We start from the raw sequence: 13,978 nt of genomic DNA, 5'->3' as shown, positions 1-13,978 counted from the left end.
ATCGGCTCATCGACTCAATCGACGCGCGCCGTCGCGCGAATCCGGGCGACGCTCGCCGTGACGTTCTGCCAGGCCGGCTTGCCACCGGCGAATTGCTGACGCAGGTACGACACGAGTTCGGCCACCTGGGCGTCGTTGAAACTGTCTCGGTAAGCCGGCATCGTACCGAGTTCGGGACGCGCAGGCGAGCCGATGCCGTCGAGAATCACGCGAATCAGGTTATCAGGCGTCGCGCTGTGCAGATTCGTGTTGAGCGCGAGCGATGGATGCGCGCCGAACAATTGCGGCCCGCTACCGGTGTGATGACAGGCGGCGCACGCGCCGTCGAAGAGTCGCGCGCCGAGGCCGGCCGGCGCGCCTGAGATCGCGCTCGCCTGTTCAACCTGGCGTGCGACCGCGACCGGATCCGCGTTCGGTTCCACCGGGCTGAGCGAACTGAGATAGGTGGCCATTGCGCGAATATCGCTGTCGGGCAGCGCCGCCAGATCGCCGACCACAGGCGCCATCGGCCCCGCCGCGACGCCGTGCAGCGGCGCGTGGCCGGAGCGCAAATAGCTGAACAGTTCGTCCTCGCTCCAGGGCACGGGCGCGTTCGAAAGCGTCGACAACGCAGGCGCTTCCCAGCCTTCGGCGACACCGCCGCCCATGAATGCCGCGCCGGCTTTCTCGGCGCCGAATGCATTGCGCGGCGTATGACACGCGCTGCAATGGCCGAGCCCATTCACCAGATACGCGCCGCGATTCCATTGCGCGCTTTGCGTCGCGCTGGCGGCGAAAGCCGTGCGTCCGAGAAAGAGTCCGTTCCATGCGGCCATGAGCGGACGCACGCTGAACGGATACGCCAGCTTCGTTTCCGGCGGGCGCGAGCGCACTGGCGTTTGCGCCATCAGGTAGGCGTAGAGCGCTTTCAGATCGTCGTCGGAAGTGTTCTGGAACGAGGTGTACGGGAAGACCGGATAGAGACGGTGTCCATCGCGGCTGATGCCTTGCCGCATCGCCCGCATGAACGCTTCGAGCGACCAGTTGCCGATGCCGGTCAGGCCGTCCGGCGTGATGTTGGTGCTGTACACGGTGCCGAAGGGCGTATCGAGCGGTTTGCCGCCGGCGTTCGGCACGCCGTTGTGCGCGGTATGGCAGACCGCGCAATTGCCGAGCGACGCCAGCAGTTTGCCGCGCGCCACGAGATCGGCCGGAAACGCACTCGCCAGTGGCGGCGTGATCGGTGCGACCGCGTGCGGCGCGAGCGAAAATGTGCCGAGCCATCCCACTGCGCCCGCCGCGAAAGTGCCTAAAAAACCCAATCGCCAGCGCTTCTTCCTGCGTGCCGCCTTATCTTCGGCTTGCGCATCGGCAAGCGCAGCGCGGATCGTCTCCGGTGTGAAAGGCGGCCGGCGAAAACGCACGCCCGTGGCATCGAAGAGCGCATTGGCGATCGCAGCCGCGCCAGGCAGCGACGCGGATTCGCCCGCGCCCATCGGCGGCTCGCCGTGGCGCGGCATCATCACCACGTCGATCACGGGCACTTCGCGGAAGGTCAGAATCGGATACGCGCCCCACTCCTGGCTCGTCACCGCATTCTCGCCGAACGTCACACGTTCTTTCAGCGCGCGGCTCGTCGCCTGAATCACGTTGCCGTGTATCTGATGACGCACGCCGTCGGGATTCACCATCGTGCCGGTATCCTGGCCGACCACCACGCGCGTCACCGCCAGCTCGCCGCTCTTGCGATTGACTTCCACATCGGCCACCCACGCGGACCACGCCGCGCCGAAGCCGGGAAATTTGCTATGCACGTAGCGGGCATAAGCGAAACCCCGCCCGCGTGCGATGTCGCCCTCATCCTCTTTGAGTTCGGCGCTACGCGGCTCCCACCCGGCTTTCTCCGCGACAGCTTTGACCAGCTCGATCGCGCGTGGATCGCGCAGGTGCTTCAGACGAAACTCGACCGGATCGACGCTCGCCTGCGCCGCCAGTTCGTCGATGAACGACTCGTGCGCGAACGTGTTCGGCAACGCGGACACGCCGCGCAACCACGACGCGCGCACGATCGGCGGCGTGTCGTCGCAAACGATACGCATGGTGCGGTAATCGTACGGCGGCACGGCCGTGCGGTCGCCCATTTCGAACACCTGCGGCTGCGCGGCGATCGTGCCGGTCAGGAGCAGCGCCAGTGTCGGCGCATCGTTGGACGGATAGCGCGTCGCAAAGTCGTATGCGGCCAGTTCGCCCCCGGCATTCGACGCGCCGCGCACGTCCATCAATTGCGCGGCGCCTTTCGGCTCCCACGCATGCTCGTCTTCGCGCGAAAGTTGCACGCGCACCGGACTGCCGGCGGCGCGCGAGAGCAGCGCGGCGTCGGCGGCGACATCGTCCGCGCAATTGCGGCCGTAGCAGCCGGCCGCATCCATCCGCACGATCTCGATGTGCGCTTCGTCCATGCTCATCAGCAACGCGAGATCGGCGCGCAGCGAATGCGGATTCTGCGTACCCGACCAGACCTTCAACGCGCCCTCGCGATAATCGGCCACCGCGCACGAAGGTCCGATCGATGCGTGCATCTGAAACGGCCACACGTAAGTGCGTTCCAGCTTGCGATCGGACTCTTGCGCCAGCGCTGCATCGACGTCGCCCTCGATCACCAGATCGCGCCGTTTGGCCGGATTCGCGCGCAAGGCCGCTTCCACGTCCTCGCTGGTTTCGAGCGCTGGCAGGCCTTCAACCGCTTTCCATTGCACGCGCAGCCGCTTCACGGCCTGCTGCGCGATTTCCTCACGCTCCGCCACGATACCGACGAAGTCGCGAATCACGACGACCTTCACGATACCGGGCAAATCGCTAACGGAATCTTCATCCACGCGCAGCAGGCTGTTGCCCATGAAGTCGCCCTGCGCGACACCGGCATAGGGCGGACGCACCACTCGACCGTGCAACATGCCCGGCACGCGTACGTCATGCACGAAACTCAATTCGCCGGTGGCCTTCGCGGGAATATCGACGCGCGGCGCACTCTTGCCGACGATTCTGTAGGTGTCCGGCGACTTTAGCGGCGCGTTCGTATCGAGCTTCAGTTCGACACGCTTCCCGCTCACCAGATCGCCGTAGCCGATGCCTTTCGCGGCAGTATCGCCGTCGCGCCGAAAAACCACACCGTCACGCACGTCGAGTTGCTCGACGCTCACGCTGAACCGCGCCGCCGCCTCAGCCAGCAGAAATTGCCGCGCCTGCGCCGCGGCGTGTCTCAATGGCACCGCCGATATCTGGATCGTCGCGCTGGCGATCGTCGGCCCCTGATTCGGCGCTTCACGCGTATGGCCGAGCACGATCGACACGCGTGTCAACGGCACATCCAGTTCTTCCGCGACGATCTGCGCGAGCGCCGTGCCGATGCCGGTGCCGAGATCGACGTGACCGTTGAACGCGACCACGCTGCCGTCGTCGCGCACCACGAGGAACAGGTCCGCCTCGGTCGGCACGAACGACGAACGCGAGCCCGGCTGACCGATTGCCGGCTTGACCGGCGCCTGCGGCGGCCGCGTGACGATCAGCACGCTCTGCGCGTCATAGAGCTGTTGTCGCGAAGGTGGCGCGGCGCGTCGATCGACGCTGAAGTCCGGGCCGGTCATGCACGCGCTCCTTCATGCACGGCGGATTGCGCCGCGAGCAATTCAGCGGCGCGCTGCACCGCGCGCACGATCTCGACATGCGTGCCGCAACGGCACAGATTGCGCGACAACTCGCGCCGGATCGTCTCGACGCTCGGATGCGGATCGCGATCGAGCAGCGCCTTGGCCGTCATGATCATGCCGTTCAGGCAATAGCCGCACTGCGCGGCCTGCTCTTCGATAAACGCCTGCTGCACCGGATGCAGCGCGGCGCGCGTACCGAGTCCTTCGAGCGTGGTGATCTCGCGGCCCAACGCGACCTTTGCCGTGGTGACGCACGCGCGCGTCGGCATGCCGTCGAGCAGGACCGTGCACGCGCCGCATTCGCCGAGACCGCAGCCGAATTTCGGACCGTTCAGCGCGAGGTCGTTACGCAGCAGATAGAGCAGCGGCGTGTCGGCCGCGGCGCTGACGAGATGCGTCGCGCCGTTCACCTTCAGCGTAAGAGGCGCGGGGCGGTTCATGAGCGTGCCAGCCCCGCTGCGCGAGCCGTACGATCGGCGTTCACAGCACCACCGGCACTTCGGTGGCCGGTGGCGTATTGCGGCTGCGCCGGCAGCGAATCAGCCCGTCGATCATCACCATGCCCACGCCCGGAATATCGCCGAGCTGCACGCTTTCGAGCAGCGTATCGGCGGCCGTGTGTTGCGCGCGGTCCATGAACACGAGGTCGGCGGGACGGCCCACTTCGATTAGCCCCTGGCGCAGATTACGTTGACGCGCGGTGTTGCCCGTCGCGAAGCAGAAGGCGATTTCCGCGGGCACGTCGGCAAGGCTTGAGATCAGCGCGATCATCCGCAAAATGCCGAGCGGTTGCACGCCGGAACCGGCGGGACTATCCGTGCCGAGAATGATCCGGTGCGGGCACTTCAATTCGATCGCATGACGCGCGGTCAGCAAGGCGATCCGTTCATTGCCGTTGTGGACAATTTCCAGCGCGCGGCTCGACTGCTCGCACAGATCGCAGACATGCCGGTAAGACAGCGACGTATGCCCGCCGTTGATGTGGCCGATCACGTCCGCGTCGGCGGCGAGCACCACGTCGCGATCGATCAGGCCCGAGCCGGGAATCGACGGACCGCCCGTGTGAATCGTGCTCTGAATGCCGTACTTGCGCGCCCACGCCACCATCTGCGCGGCTTCTTCGCCGCCCTTCACACTGCCCAGGCCGACTTCGCCGAGCAGCTTGACGCCCGCTTCCGAAAGCTCCTTGAAGTCCTCCTCGACCATGCCCTTCTCGATCACCGGTGCGCCCGCCATCACCTTGACGCCGCCGCCGACACCCGCGCCGCGCATGCCCTCGAACGAACGTTGTGCGGTAATGGCGAGCGCCTTCACGCCGAGCACGTCTTTCGGGCGGCCGGGCAAATGCACTTCGCCGGCGGAAATCATCGTGGTCACGCCGCCGTTCAGATTTGATTCGATCCAGCCCATCTGATTCTGGCGCGGCGTCCAGTCGCCGAAAACGGGATGCACATGCGAGTCGATCAGACCTGGCGCGACCGTCGTGCCTTTGCAATCGACCGTCGTGCGCGCGCCTTCGAGATCGCAGTCCTTTTCGCGGCCGACCGCGACGATCACGCCGTCGTCGATCACCAGCGTGTTCGCGTCGAGAATCGGCTGATCGATATCGCCGGATAACAGCAGACCGATGTTCGTCACCGCAACCTTGCCCGACAAGCCTGTCAACGTCTCTGCTGCCATCTGCTTCTCCTTTCGCAACGACTGTCCGGCGCCCGCGAAGTGCGACCGCGTGTGATTCGCACGCGCCGATGGAATCACACGCTCAGATAAGCGCGCCTCACTGTTTCGTTCTGCGCGAGTTCGCCGATCGTGCCGCTAAAGCGGATCTGCCCTTTTTCGAGCACGTACGCGCGGTCACTGACGAGCTCGGCGAAGTGCAGGTTCTGTTCGGACAACAGGATCGACAGCCCTTCGCGCTTGAGTTCGAGAATCATGTTCGCCATCTGTTCGACGATCACCGGCGCCACGCCTTCGGACGGTTCGTCGAGCAGCACCAGATACGGATTGCCCATCAGGGTGCGCGACACGGTGAGCATCTGCTGCTCGCCGCCGCTCATCTGGCCGCCCGGACGTTGCGGCATTTCGCCGAGATTGGGAAAGAGGCGGAACAGTTTTTCCGGCGTCCATTGCGGTGCACCTTCGCGCGGCGGCTGACGGCCGGTGTCGAGGTTCTCCATCACGGTCAGATCCGCGAACACGCGACGATCCTCGGGCACGAAGCCCATGCCCATGCGCGCGATCTTGTACGGCGGCAACGCCGTGATGTTGTGGCCGCGAAAACTCACTTCGCCGTGCCGGCGCGGCAGCAGGCCCATCACCGCTTTCATCGTGGTCGATTTGCCCGCGCCGTTGCGGCCCATTAGCGCCACGACTTCGCCGCGGCCGACTTCGAGGCCGACGTCGAACAGAATATGTGCGCGGCCATAGAACGCGTTGAGGCCGGAGACTTTCAGCATCGGCTCGCTCATTGCAATGCTCCCTGGCCTTGATGGCCGCCGGCTGCGTCGTGCAGCGGTGCGTGCGGCTGGAAGGTCTTGCCGGTGCCGAAATAGACTTCCTGCACGCGTGGGTCGTTGCGGATCGTCTCGGCGTCGCCTTCGGCAATCAGCTTGCCGCGCGCGAGCACGATCATGCGATCGGCGTAGGCGAATACGACGTCCATGCTGTGCTCGGTGAACAGCACGCCGATCTGGTGTTCGGTGACGAGACGTTTGGTCAGCGCCATCAGCTCGTTGCGCTCCTTCGGCGCCATGCCGGCGGTGGGTTCATCCATCAGCAGCAGCTTGGGGCGATTGGCCAGCGCAATCGCGAGTTCCACACGCTTCACATCGCCATAAGCGAGCACGCCGCACGCGCGGTTCGCGTCCGCGGCCATGCCGACCTGGTCGAGCAGCGCGAGGGCTTCGTCGGCGTAGCGCGAGCGGGTGGGCTTCCATAGCCCGAAGGTCTGGCGTTCGCGCGAGACCAGCGCCATCTGCACATTCTCGATCACGGTCATGGAGTTGAAGGTCGCGGCAATCTGAAACGTGCGCCCCACGCCCAGCCGCCAGATGTCGCGCGGACGCATGCCGACCAGTTCATGACCGTCGAGACGAATCGATCCGGACGAAGGCGTCAACTGCCCGTTGACCATGTTGAAACAGGTGGACTTGCCCGCACCGTTCGGCCCGAGCAGGGCCAGCAATTGACCCGCTTCGAGATCGAAAGAAACATTGTCGACCGCCTTGAGGCCGCCGAACGATTTGGAGAGACCGCTGACGCGCAGCAAGCTCATAGCCCCTCCTTGATCGCCGCGCGCTGAGCAGGCGGGACGGCGCTCTTTTCAGCCGGGTCGGCGGTATCGTCGCCGAAACGCTCGCGAATGAAGCCGACGATCCCCTGCGGAAACGCGATCACCAACAGCAGGATCGCGAAGCCCAGCAGCGCCTGCCAGTAGTCGGTTTGCCGCGCGACGGTGTCCTGCAGCCACGTGAACACGGCCGCGCCCACAATCGGCCCGGTGAGTGTCTGCAAGCCGCCGAGCAGCACCATCACGAGGCCGTCCACCGAACGGCTCACGCTGATCACTTCCGGCGAAATCGTGCCCTTCGAGAATGCATAGAGCGATCCGGCGAGTCCGCAGAACAGCGACGCGATCACGAACGCGGCCCATTGCACGCGTTTCACGTCGATGCCGATCGCCTCGGCGCGCAGCACGGAGTCACGCGAGGCCCGCATGGCGTAACCCAGCGGCGAGAACAACATCTTGCGCAACAGCCACACGCCGACCACGGCGCAGGCGAGCGTCACGTAGTAAAAGGCCACCGGCGACGACAACCAGTTCGACGGCCACAAACCGAGAATGCCGTTGCTGCCGCCCGTCACGTCGTCCCACTGGAATACGACCGACCAGACGATCTGCGCGAACGCGAGCGTCAGCATCGCGAGATAGACGCCGGAGAGGCGCACGCAGAACCAGCCGAACACCAGCGCGCCGGCCACCGCCAATAGCGGGCCGAGCAGCAACGCGGCTTCCATCGGCAAATTCAATACTTTGAGGAATAGCGCGGCGCCGTATGCGCCCAGTCCGAAGTAGGCGGCGTGGCCGAACGAATGCATGCCGCCCGGTCCCATGATGAAATGCAGACTGGTCGCGAACAGCACGGCGATCAGGATCTCGACCAGCAATACGGGCATGTACGGAAATGCGTTGGCCGCGAGCGGCGCCAGCACGAGAACCAGCAACGCGATGGCGGCCAGCCATTTGAGCCGTTTGCCCGCCGGACGCAAAGGCGTTTCCGGCGCCGCCATGCCACGAACCGCGGCGCTCGCGCGGCCGAGCAGACCCCACGGACGCACCACCAGCACGACCGCCATCACGACGAATTCAGCCACCAGCGTGAAGCGGCTCAGCGACAGACCGACGCCGAAGATCGTCACGTGGCCGATGCCGATGCACAGCGCCTTGATCTCCGCGATGATCAGCGCGGCAATGAACGCCCCCGGAATCGAACCCATGCCGCCGACCACCACCACCACGAAAGCGTTGCCGATCGTCTCCAGATCCAGCGACAGATTCGCCGACATGCGCGGCCCTTGCAGGGCACCGCCCAACCCGGCGAGAAACGCGCCGACGAAAAACACACCGGTAAACAGCCACGCCTGATTGATGCCGAGCGCGCCAAGCATCTCGCGATCCTGCGTGGCGGCGCGCACCAGCGTGCCCCAGCGCGTGCGTGTCAACGCGTACCAGAGCAGCAGCAACACCACGGGACCGATCACGATCAAGGCAATGTCGTAGGTAGGCAGCGGATGGCCGAGGAAATCGACCGCGCCCGCCAGATGCGGCGCACGTGGACCGAACAGGTCTTCCGGGCCCCACAGCCACAGCGCGGCATCGCGAAAGATCAGCACCAGCGCGAACGTGGCGAGCAGATGAAACAGCTCGGGCGCCTGGTAGATGCGGCGCAGAACCACCATCTCGACCAGCGCGCCCAGCACCGCGACCACCAGCGCCGCAGCCAGCACCGACAGCCAGAAGCCGACCGCCGTGTGCCCGAAACGGCTCGCGATGCTATACGCGACATAGATGCCGAACATATAGAACGAGCCGTGCGCGAAGTTGACGATACGTGTCACGCCGAAGATCAGCGACAAACCGGCGGCGACGAGAAACAGCGTCGACGCGTCGGCGAGTCCGTTGACCAGCTGTACCAGCAAATTCGAAAACATCGCGACCCTCGGCAGCTTGCTGAACGGCGAGTGCGCGGCCTCGCGCATTCGACACGATCAGCAGACGTTGCAGCGCGTGCGGCACCATGCACGCACGCGTCAACGGCAGGACAGTAACAGCGAAATAAACGAATGCAAACTCAGCGCAGACCGTCTTCGCCTTTGATCTCGCTCACCTGCAACCCGCCGATGCGCGGCAGCGGCCGGCCTGACGCCGTTACCGCGACAGCGACGACAATTTCGTTCGCACGCGGCGCGTCCGACACGCGCGCTTCGATGGCATCGAAATGACTGCGCACGAAGGCGGCGTCTTTGTGGCCGAGCGGCACGTCGATCGCGGTGCCGAGCGTGCCCATCTTCTTTGCCGACGGCACCAGTGCCGCGCCCTTCTCCACCGCCGCGCGCAGCGGCGCGCCGAGCTTCGGATGCAGGATCGCGGCGGCATGCTCCAGTTCGCCCGCCTCGCCGACGATAGCAGCCTTGCCATAGCTTTGCGCGTCGCCCGGCGCGATGCCGAGCGCTTCGACACACTTGTTGCCGAGCAACGCGCCCAACTCCTCGCCCGCTTCGATCAGCGCGTCGAGTTTGGCTTCGTAGCGGCCGGCATAAGGGTTATCGATCACCGCGATTGCAACGGCTCGACGCGCCGGCGGCTCGACGGCCTGGCCCATTTCAATGCGTGTTTCATCCACTTGCACGACCAGCTTGCGAAGCTTGATTGCCATTTCGCTCTCCGAGTTCCGATGCCTGCTCTGCGTTATTTTCCGTGCGCCAGCGAGGCGCGCTCAGCGCAAACCGTCCTTGCCCACGATCGCCTCTTTCGCGAGGCCGCCCACCCGCGCGTGCACGCGCTGCCCCGTGCTCATCACGAGGATATACACCAGTTCGTCCGCTGCGGGCGCGCCGGGCACGCGCACTTCGATCGCGTCGAAATGGCTGCGCACGTAGCTTGCATTGACATGCGTGAGCGGCACGTCGAGCGCGGTGGACGGCGCGCCGACCTTCTTGGTCGACGGCACGATGGCGTTGGTCGGCACGCCGTTCTTCTCCAGCAACTCACGCATCGCATAGCCTCCCGGCACATGCCACAACGCGCCGTGCTCCAGTTCGCCACGCGAGCCGACAATCGCGCCCTTGCCGTAACTTTCAATCGACGCATGCGGCACCGCCATCGCCGCCAGCAACCGCTGCGCCATATCGAAGCCGATCGGCTTGAGCGCTTCCATTGCGTGCTCGATTTTCGCTTCGTAGCGCCCGGCGAACGGGTTCGTCATCACCGCGGCAATCGCGCCGCGCCTGAGCGGCTGCGCGGGCGCGGGCCCGAACTCGTGGAAGATGTCTTCGACGTGCGTCAGCACGCGGCGTATTTCGAACACGGAGCCTCCGTTTTTATCTGTGCGCGCTGCGTGAGCAACCCGCCTGTGTCCTGAATGCCAACCACGCGCACCCGCCCTTGCAGGAATAGCGCGGCGCCTTCAATCAAGCCTTGTGCGAGCAAGTGCTGGGCGGCTTCGACGCCACGCGCCAGCGCGAAATCGATCAGCGGCTGTGGTAAGGACGGCACGTCGACTGTGACGAGCATGTCGCCGAGGTCGCTATCGTCCTTCAACGACGAAGCCGGACGCCGCAGGATCCCCGCGTGATCCAGATCGACGGCGTTGGCGATCATCGTCGCGGCGGCGTCCGCGGCGGCGGCGTTGCGCGCGAGCACGGTGACGCTGTCGGCAATGCCGAGGCTGAAGCTGCGGCCGCGCCAGCCGCTCGTCGCAATGCCGCGTACCGGCAGGTTCGCGTCGAGCGTCAGGTTGGCGTCGAGCGTCTGATCGCGTGACAGCCGCACGGGCGAGAACGATGCGAGGTCGGCGAACACGCCGACGCGGTATTGCTGTCCCTCGGTCAGATAAAGCGCAATGTCGCCGCCATTGTTGATGAATGCGCGCGAGATGTCTTCGCGCGCAAACACCGTGACCAATTCATCGGCGACGCTGCCCGCCACCGCCGCCATCGGCGTGATGTAGCGCGCCCGGTGAGGATGACAGGCCGACCACATGCGACGGGCAACCGCGCCTTGCAACGCTGTGCCGTTCAACGTCGAGTCGGCCGGCACAGGCTGCCGAAGCCGCGGCAACTCGCCCACCAGCTCCGGCAACACGTCGACAAAACGCGCCCAGCACGCCTCATACGCGGCCTGCACCGCCGAAGGCGTGCCTTCCGCGCTGAGGATCAGATCGATCGGCCCATGCTGCCAGTGCCAGCGGGTCGCATCGAGTCGGGTGCGGGTTGGGTTCATCGTGTCCGTTACGTGCGTTGCGTCTTTTAGGTGCGTTGGGTTGTTTAGATCGGCGCGGGCGGCACCGTTAGCCGAGCATCGGCGGCATGGCGGGCGGCCACGGATTGTCAGGATTGCGCGCGAGGGTTCGGCGCGCGAGCGGCGCGCCTTCCGTATGCTCCGGCCCGTTGGCCAATATGCTCTCTAGTGAGCGCACCGCTTCGAGATGACCACCGAGATCGCGATACGCGTCATAGGTCATGGTGAATTCGATCGGCGCGACAATGGCGGGTGTCGGCACCGTGCCGAACGAACGGTCGGGCATGCGCGAGACATCCACCATCACCGTGATGCCGCCGCCCGGCCACACGTAAGCCGGTGCGCCGCCGCAGGTCACGTTGACCAGTTTCTGTTTGATCGCGCGCGTGAGCAGCACCGGGTTTTCCGTGGCACCCGCCCGCAGGCTGCCGCCCGCGCCGCCGAGAAACAGCACGGTGGCCAGCGACGGCTCGCAGTTCTCGCCGATCCGTTCGACCGTGCGGCGCACCGCCTCCGGCATCGCCGCGATGCGCGGCACGAGATCCTGATCGAGTTCGTACCACTGCGCGTGCTCGCCGGTGGTCGATACCATTAGCAAGCGCATACCCGGCCTGGCGACGGCAGGGTCGAAGCCTTCGACAATCGCGAGCGGGTCCTGAATGTCGGTGCCGCCCCAACCCGTGCCGGGATTGGCCACCTGAAAATAACGGCCCGGCGTCGACTTGCGTCCGCGAATCTTCAGACCTGAGCGCGTCATGCCGAGACAGCGACCCGCCTGATGCTCGGTCAGCACGCCGGTAATGTGATCGTCGACGACCACCACTTCGTCGGCATGACCGAACCATTGCTTCGCGAAGATGCCGATCGTGGCCGACCCGCAGCCCACGCGCATGCGCTGCTCCTCGACACCGTCGACAATCGGCGCAGCGCCCGCGCGAATCACCAGACTCGCGCCGCCGTCGATGCTCAGTTCCACCGCCTCCTTGTTGCCGAGCGCGAGCATCATGTCGCACGTCAGGCGGCCTTCTTTCTTGCTGCCGCCGGTCAGATGATGCACGCCGCCGAGGCTCAGCATCTGCGAACCGTATTCGGCCGTCGTCACATGGCCGACGATCTCGCCCTGGCAACGCACGTTCGACTGCTCCGGCCCGAGAAAACGGTCGGTGTCGATCTTCACCTTGAAGCTGCAGTAGCTGAAAATGCCTTCGGTGACGACCGTGATCATGTCGACGTCGTCGAGTTTCGAAGCAACGATAAAGGGCGCCGGCTTGTAGTCGGGATACGTGGAGGATGCGCCGACGCCGGTCACGAACAGCGCCTGTTCGGCCGCGGGGTCCCGCACTTCGGAAGCCGCACCAAATTCGATCGAGGCGTTCGCGCTGCCTGCGCCCGCTTCGGCTGTTAAAGGCGCGCGCGACAGGAACACCACCGGATCGACACGAATCAGCCTGCCGTCGGCGTTCGCATAACGGTCGCATGCGCCGGTGCGCCCTGCTGATATTTGACACAGCACCGGGCACGCGTTGCATTCAATCTTGTTCGACGCCATCCGCTCGCTGCGCGGCGCCGCCTTCTCGAGCACGGTCGGACCCGGCGTCGAAGCGGTTTCACCGTCGACGCTTTCCGCTCCGAAATCGACCTTCGTATGTTCTGTCATGGTGGGGTTCGCATACGACGACATTACAATCGGTCCCGCTTCGGCTCACGAATAGCCCTTGTTTGAAGGCACTTTCGCGTGACCCGCCAACTTCCATGTTGCGGCCACTCACCGTTCGTGTAGTATCCGCTACACCAAACTCGTTAGAAATCTACTCGATCAATTTAGTCTGCGCAACGTATTTACTGGCATGCGCGTGATTGGTGCAACGCCACATCACCGTCTGAATGACGCTTCAATCTACGCCGAAGTGAATGATCGCGCAGCGCATCCCGCAACCGTCCATGCGGGCTGTATGATGAAGGCGCGCCCGTGCCTGGCCGGCTGCGGCGCGTGCCGTTCAACCTACGCTAACAAGAGATCCGAGACCGCCATGAGTCCCACCGCCGCCCGCAAACCGGGCGCTACCGGCATCCGTGCGAAACAGGCGCAGGACACTCGCGCCAAGATTCTGAAAGCGGCCATCAAGGTCTTTGCCAAGCAGGGCTATGCGAGTGGCCGCGTGGAGAGTATTTCGAAGGCGGCACGCTCGCACGACCGCATGATTTATTACTACTTCGGCAGCAAGGAGCAGTTGTTCGTCGAGGTTCTGGAAACGATCTACACGCAGTTCAACGAGGCGGAAAGCAAGCTCGATCTCGATCTGGCCAACCCGGTGCATGGGCTCGAACAGATGGTCGAGTTCGTCTGGCAGTACTACCTCGATCATCCCGAGTTCGTCACGCTGCTCTCCAGCGAAAATCTGCATCAAGGCAAGCACGCGAAGAAATCCCTCAAGCTGAAGGAGATTTCCGGCTATGCAATTTCCGTGGTGCAGAAGTTATTGGACGCGGGGCAGGCACAGCAGGTGTTCCGTGCCGATGTCAAAGCGCGCGATGTGTATTTGATGATCGCCTCGCTCGGGTATTTTTATAACGCCAATCAGTACACGTTGGGCGCGTTTCTGGGCGAGCCGCTCATGGAGAAGGCGGCGCTCGAGCATTGGTGCGAGGTGATCAAGGACACGGTGCTGCGCGCGGTGAGGTCGAGTTTGCCCGTGCCGCCGGATGCGGCGGCGCTCACGGTCGCGGTGAACGAGGCAAGCCAGAATAGCGAGGCATAACCGCTCCGCTGCTA

Annotated in this window: 11 protein-coding genes; 1 reads left to right on the top strand and 10 read right to left on the bottom strand. The window is 64.8% G+C overall.

Annotated elements, in window-relative coordinates; translation table 11 throughout:
* Positions 1 to 14: 14 nt before the first annotated feature.
* The 10 genes from P0D71_RS31750 to P0D71_RS31705 all read right to left on the bottom strand — a co-directional run bounded on the left by P0D71_RS31750 (position 15) and on the right by P0D71_RS31705 (position 12,862).
* Complete coding sequence (locus P0D71_RS31750) at positions 15 to 3,623, bottom strand: molybdopterin cofactor-binding domain-containing protein (RefSeq protein ID WP_408483492.1); 3,609 nt, start codon at positions 3,621 to 3,623, stop codon at positions 15 to 17.
* The gene (locus P0D71_RS31745) at positions 3,620 to 4,126 is read right to left on the bottom strand and encodes a (2Fe-2S)-binding protein (RefSeq protein WP_408483491.1); all 507 of its coding nucleotides are present in this window, start codon (positions 4,124 to 4,126) and stop codon (positions 3,620 to 3,622) included. Before P0D71_RS31745 ends, P0D71_RS31750 begins: the two co-directional genes overlap by 4 nt.
* A 40-nt stretch (positions 4,127 to 4,166) precedes the next feature.
* A complete protein-coding gene (locus P0D71_RS31740; protein WP_408483490.1) occupies positions 4,167 to 5,366 on the bottom strand; it encodes an amidohydrolase family protein in 1,200 nt (399 codons plus the stop codon).
* Between the two features lie 74 nt (positions 5,367 to 5,440).
* Positions 5,441 to 6,154 (bottom strand): ABC transporter ATP-binding protein, encoded by a 714-nt coding sequence (locus P0D71_RS31735; protein WP_408342236.1) that lies wholly within the window; start codon positions 6,152 to 6,154, stop codon positions 5,441 to 5,443.
* Positions 6,151 to 6,960, bottom strand: a complete 810-nt coding sequence (locus tag P0D71_RS31730) for an ABC transporter ATP-binding protein (RefSeq protein ID WP_408483489.1) — start codon at positions 6,958 to 6,960, stop codon at positions 6,151 to 6,153. Before P0D71_RS31730 ends, P0D71_RS31735 begins: the two co-directional genes overlap by 4 nt.
* On the bottom strand, positions 6,957 to 8,897 hold the full coding sequence (locus P0D71_RS31725) for an ABC transporter permease (protein WP_408184288.1): 1,941 nt from the start codon (positions 8,895 to 8,897) through the stop codon (positions 6,957 to 6,959). The genes P0D71_RS31730 and P0D71_RS31725 overlap by 4 nt, the downstream gene beginning before the upstream one ends.
* Before the next feature lie 140 nt (positions 8,898 to 9,037).
* Entirely contained in the window at positions 9,038 to 9,622 is a 585-nt protein-coding gene (locus P0D71_RS31720) for an amino acid synthesis family protein (RefSeq protein WP_091806770.1), read from the bottom strand.
* A 60-nt stretch (positions 9,623 to 9,682) separates the two neighbouring features.
* Positions 9,683 to 10,273, bottom strand: coding sequence for an amino acid synthesis family protein (locus P0D71_RS31715; RefSeq protein WP_408184290.1), 591 nt, complete (start codon positions 10,271 to 10,273; stop codon positions 9,683 to 9,685).
* Positions 10,249 to 11,187 (bottom strand): UPF0280 family protein, encoded by a 939-nt coding sequence (locus P0D71_RS31710; RefSeq protein WP_408483488.1) that lies wholly within the window; start codon positions 11,185 to 11,187, stop codon positions 10,249 to 10,251. Before P0D71_RS31710 ends, P0D71_RS31715 begins: the two co-directional genes overlap by 25 nt.
* Positions 11,188 to 11,254: 67 nt before the next feature.
* Positions 11,255 to 12,862, bottom strand: coding sequence for a 6-hydroxynicotinate reductase (locus P0D71_RS31705; RefSeq protein ID WP_408483487.1), 1,608 nt, complete (start codon positions 12,860 to 12,862; stop codon positions 11,255 to 11,257).
* Between the two features lie 373 nt (positions 12,863 to 13,235).
* Between P0D71_RS31705 and P0D71_RS31700 the strand changes: the two genes are divergently transcribed.
* On the top strand, positions 13,236 to 13,964 hold the full coding sequence (locus P0D71_RS31700; protein WP_408184293.1) for a TetR/AcrR family transcriptional regulator: 729 nt from the start codon (positions 13,236 to 13,238) through the stop codon (positions 13,962 to 13,964).
* The last annotated feature ends 14 nt before the right edge of the window (positions 13,965 to 13,978 follow it).

The sequence above is a fragment of the Paraburkholderia sp. RL17-383-BIF-A genome (genome assembly GCF_046028015.1).
Classification (GTDB): domain Bacteria; phylum Pseudomonadota; class Gammaproteobacteria; order Burkholderiales; family Burkholderiaceae; genus Paraburkholderia.
The sequence above is the reverse complement of the archived record's forward strand: the minus strand, read 5'-3'. Positions and strand labels throughout refer to the sequence as shown.

Excerpts from the sequence above, each read along its gene's own strand:
- P0D71_RS31730 (WP_408483489.1), bottom strand. The coding sequence starts at position 6,960 with ATGAGCTTGCTGCGCGTCAGCGGTCTCTCCAAATCGTTCGGCGGCCTC.
- P0D71_RS31735 (WP_408342236.1), bottom strand. The coding sequence starts at position 6,154 with ATGAGCGAGCCGATGCTGAAAGTCTCCGGCCTCAACGCGTTCTATGGC.
- P0D71_RS31740 (WP_408483490.1), bottom strand. The coding sequence starts at position 5,366 with ATGGCAGCAGAGACGTTGACAGGCTTGTCGGGCAAGGTTGCGGTGACG.
- P0D71_RS31700 (WP_408184293.1), top strand. The coding sequence starts at position 13,236 with ATGAGTCCCACCGCCGCCCGCAAACCGGGCGCTACCGGCATCCGTGCG.
- P0D71_RS31750 (WP_408483492.1), bottom strand. The coding sequence starts at position 3,623 with ATGACCGGCCCGGACTTCAGCGTCGATCGACGCGCCGCGCCACCTTCG.
- P0D71_RS31705 (WP_408483487.1), bottom strand. The coding sequence starts at position 12,862 with ATGACAGAACATACGAAGGTCGATTTCGGAGCGGAAAGCGTCGACGGT.
- P0D71_RS31720 (WP_091806770.1), bottom strand. The coding sequence starts at position 9,622 with ATGGCAATCAAGCTTCGCAAGCTGGTCGTGCAAGTGGATGAAACACGC.
- P0D71_RS31725 (WP_408184288.1), bottom strand. The coding sequence starts at position 8,897 with ATGTTTTCGAATTTGCTGGTACAGCTGGTCAACGGACTCGCCGACGCG.
- P0D71_RS31710 (WP_408483488.1), bottom strand. The coding sequence starts at position 11,187 with ATGAACCCAACCCGCACCCGACTCGATGCGACCCGCTGGCACTGGCAG.
- P0D71_RS31745 (WP_408483491.1), bottom strand. The coding sequence starts at position 4,126 with ATGAACCGCCCCGCGCCTCTTACGCTGAAGGTGAACGGCGCGACGCAT.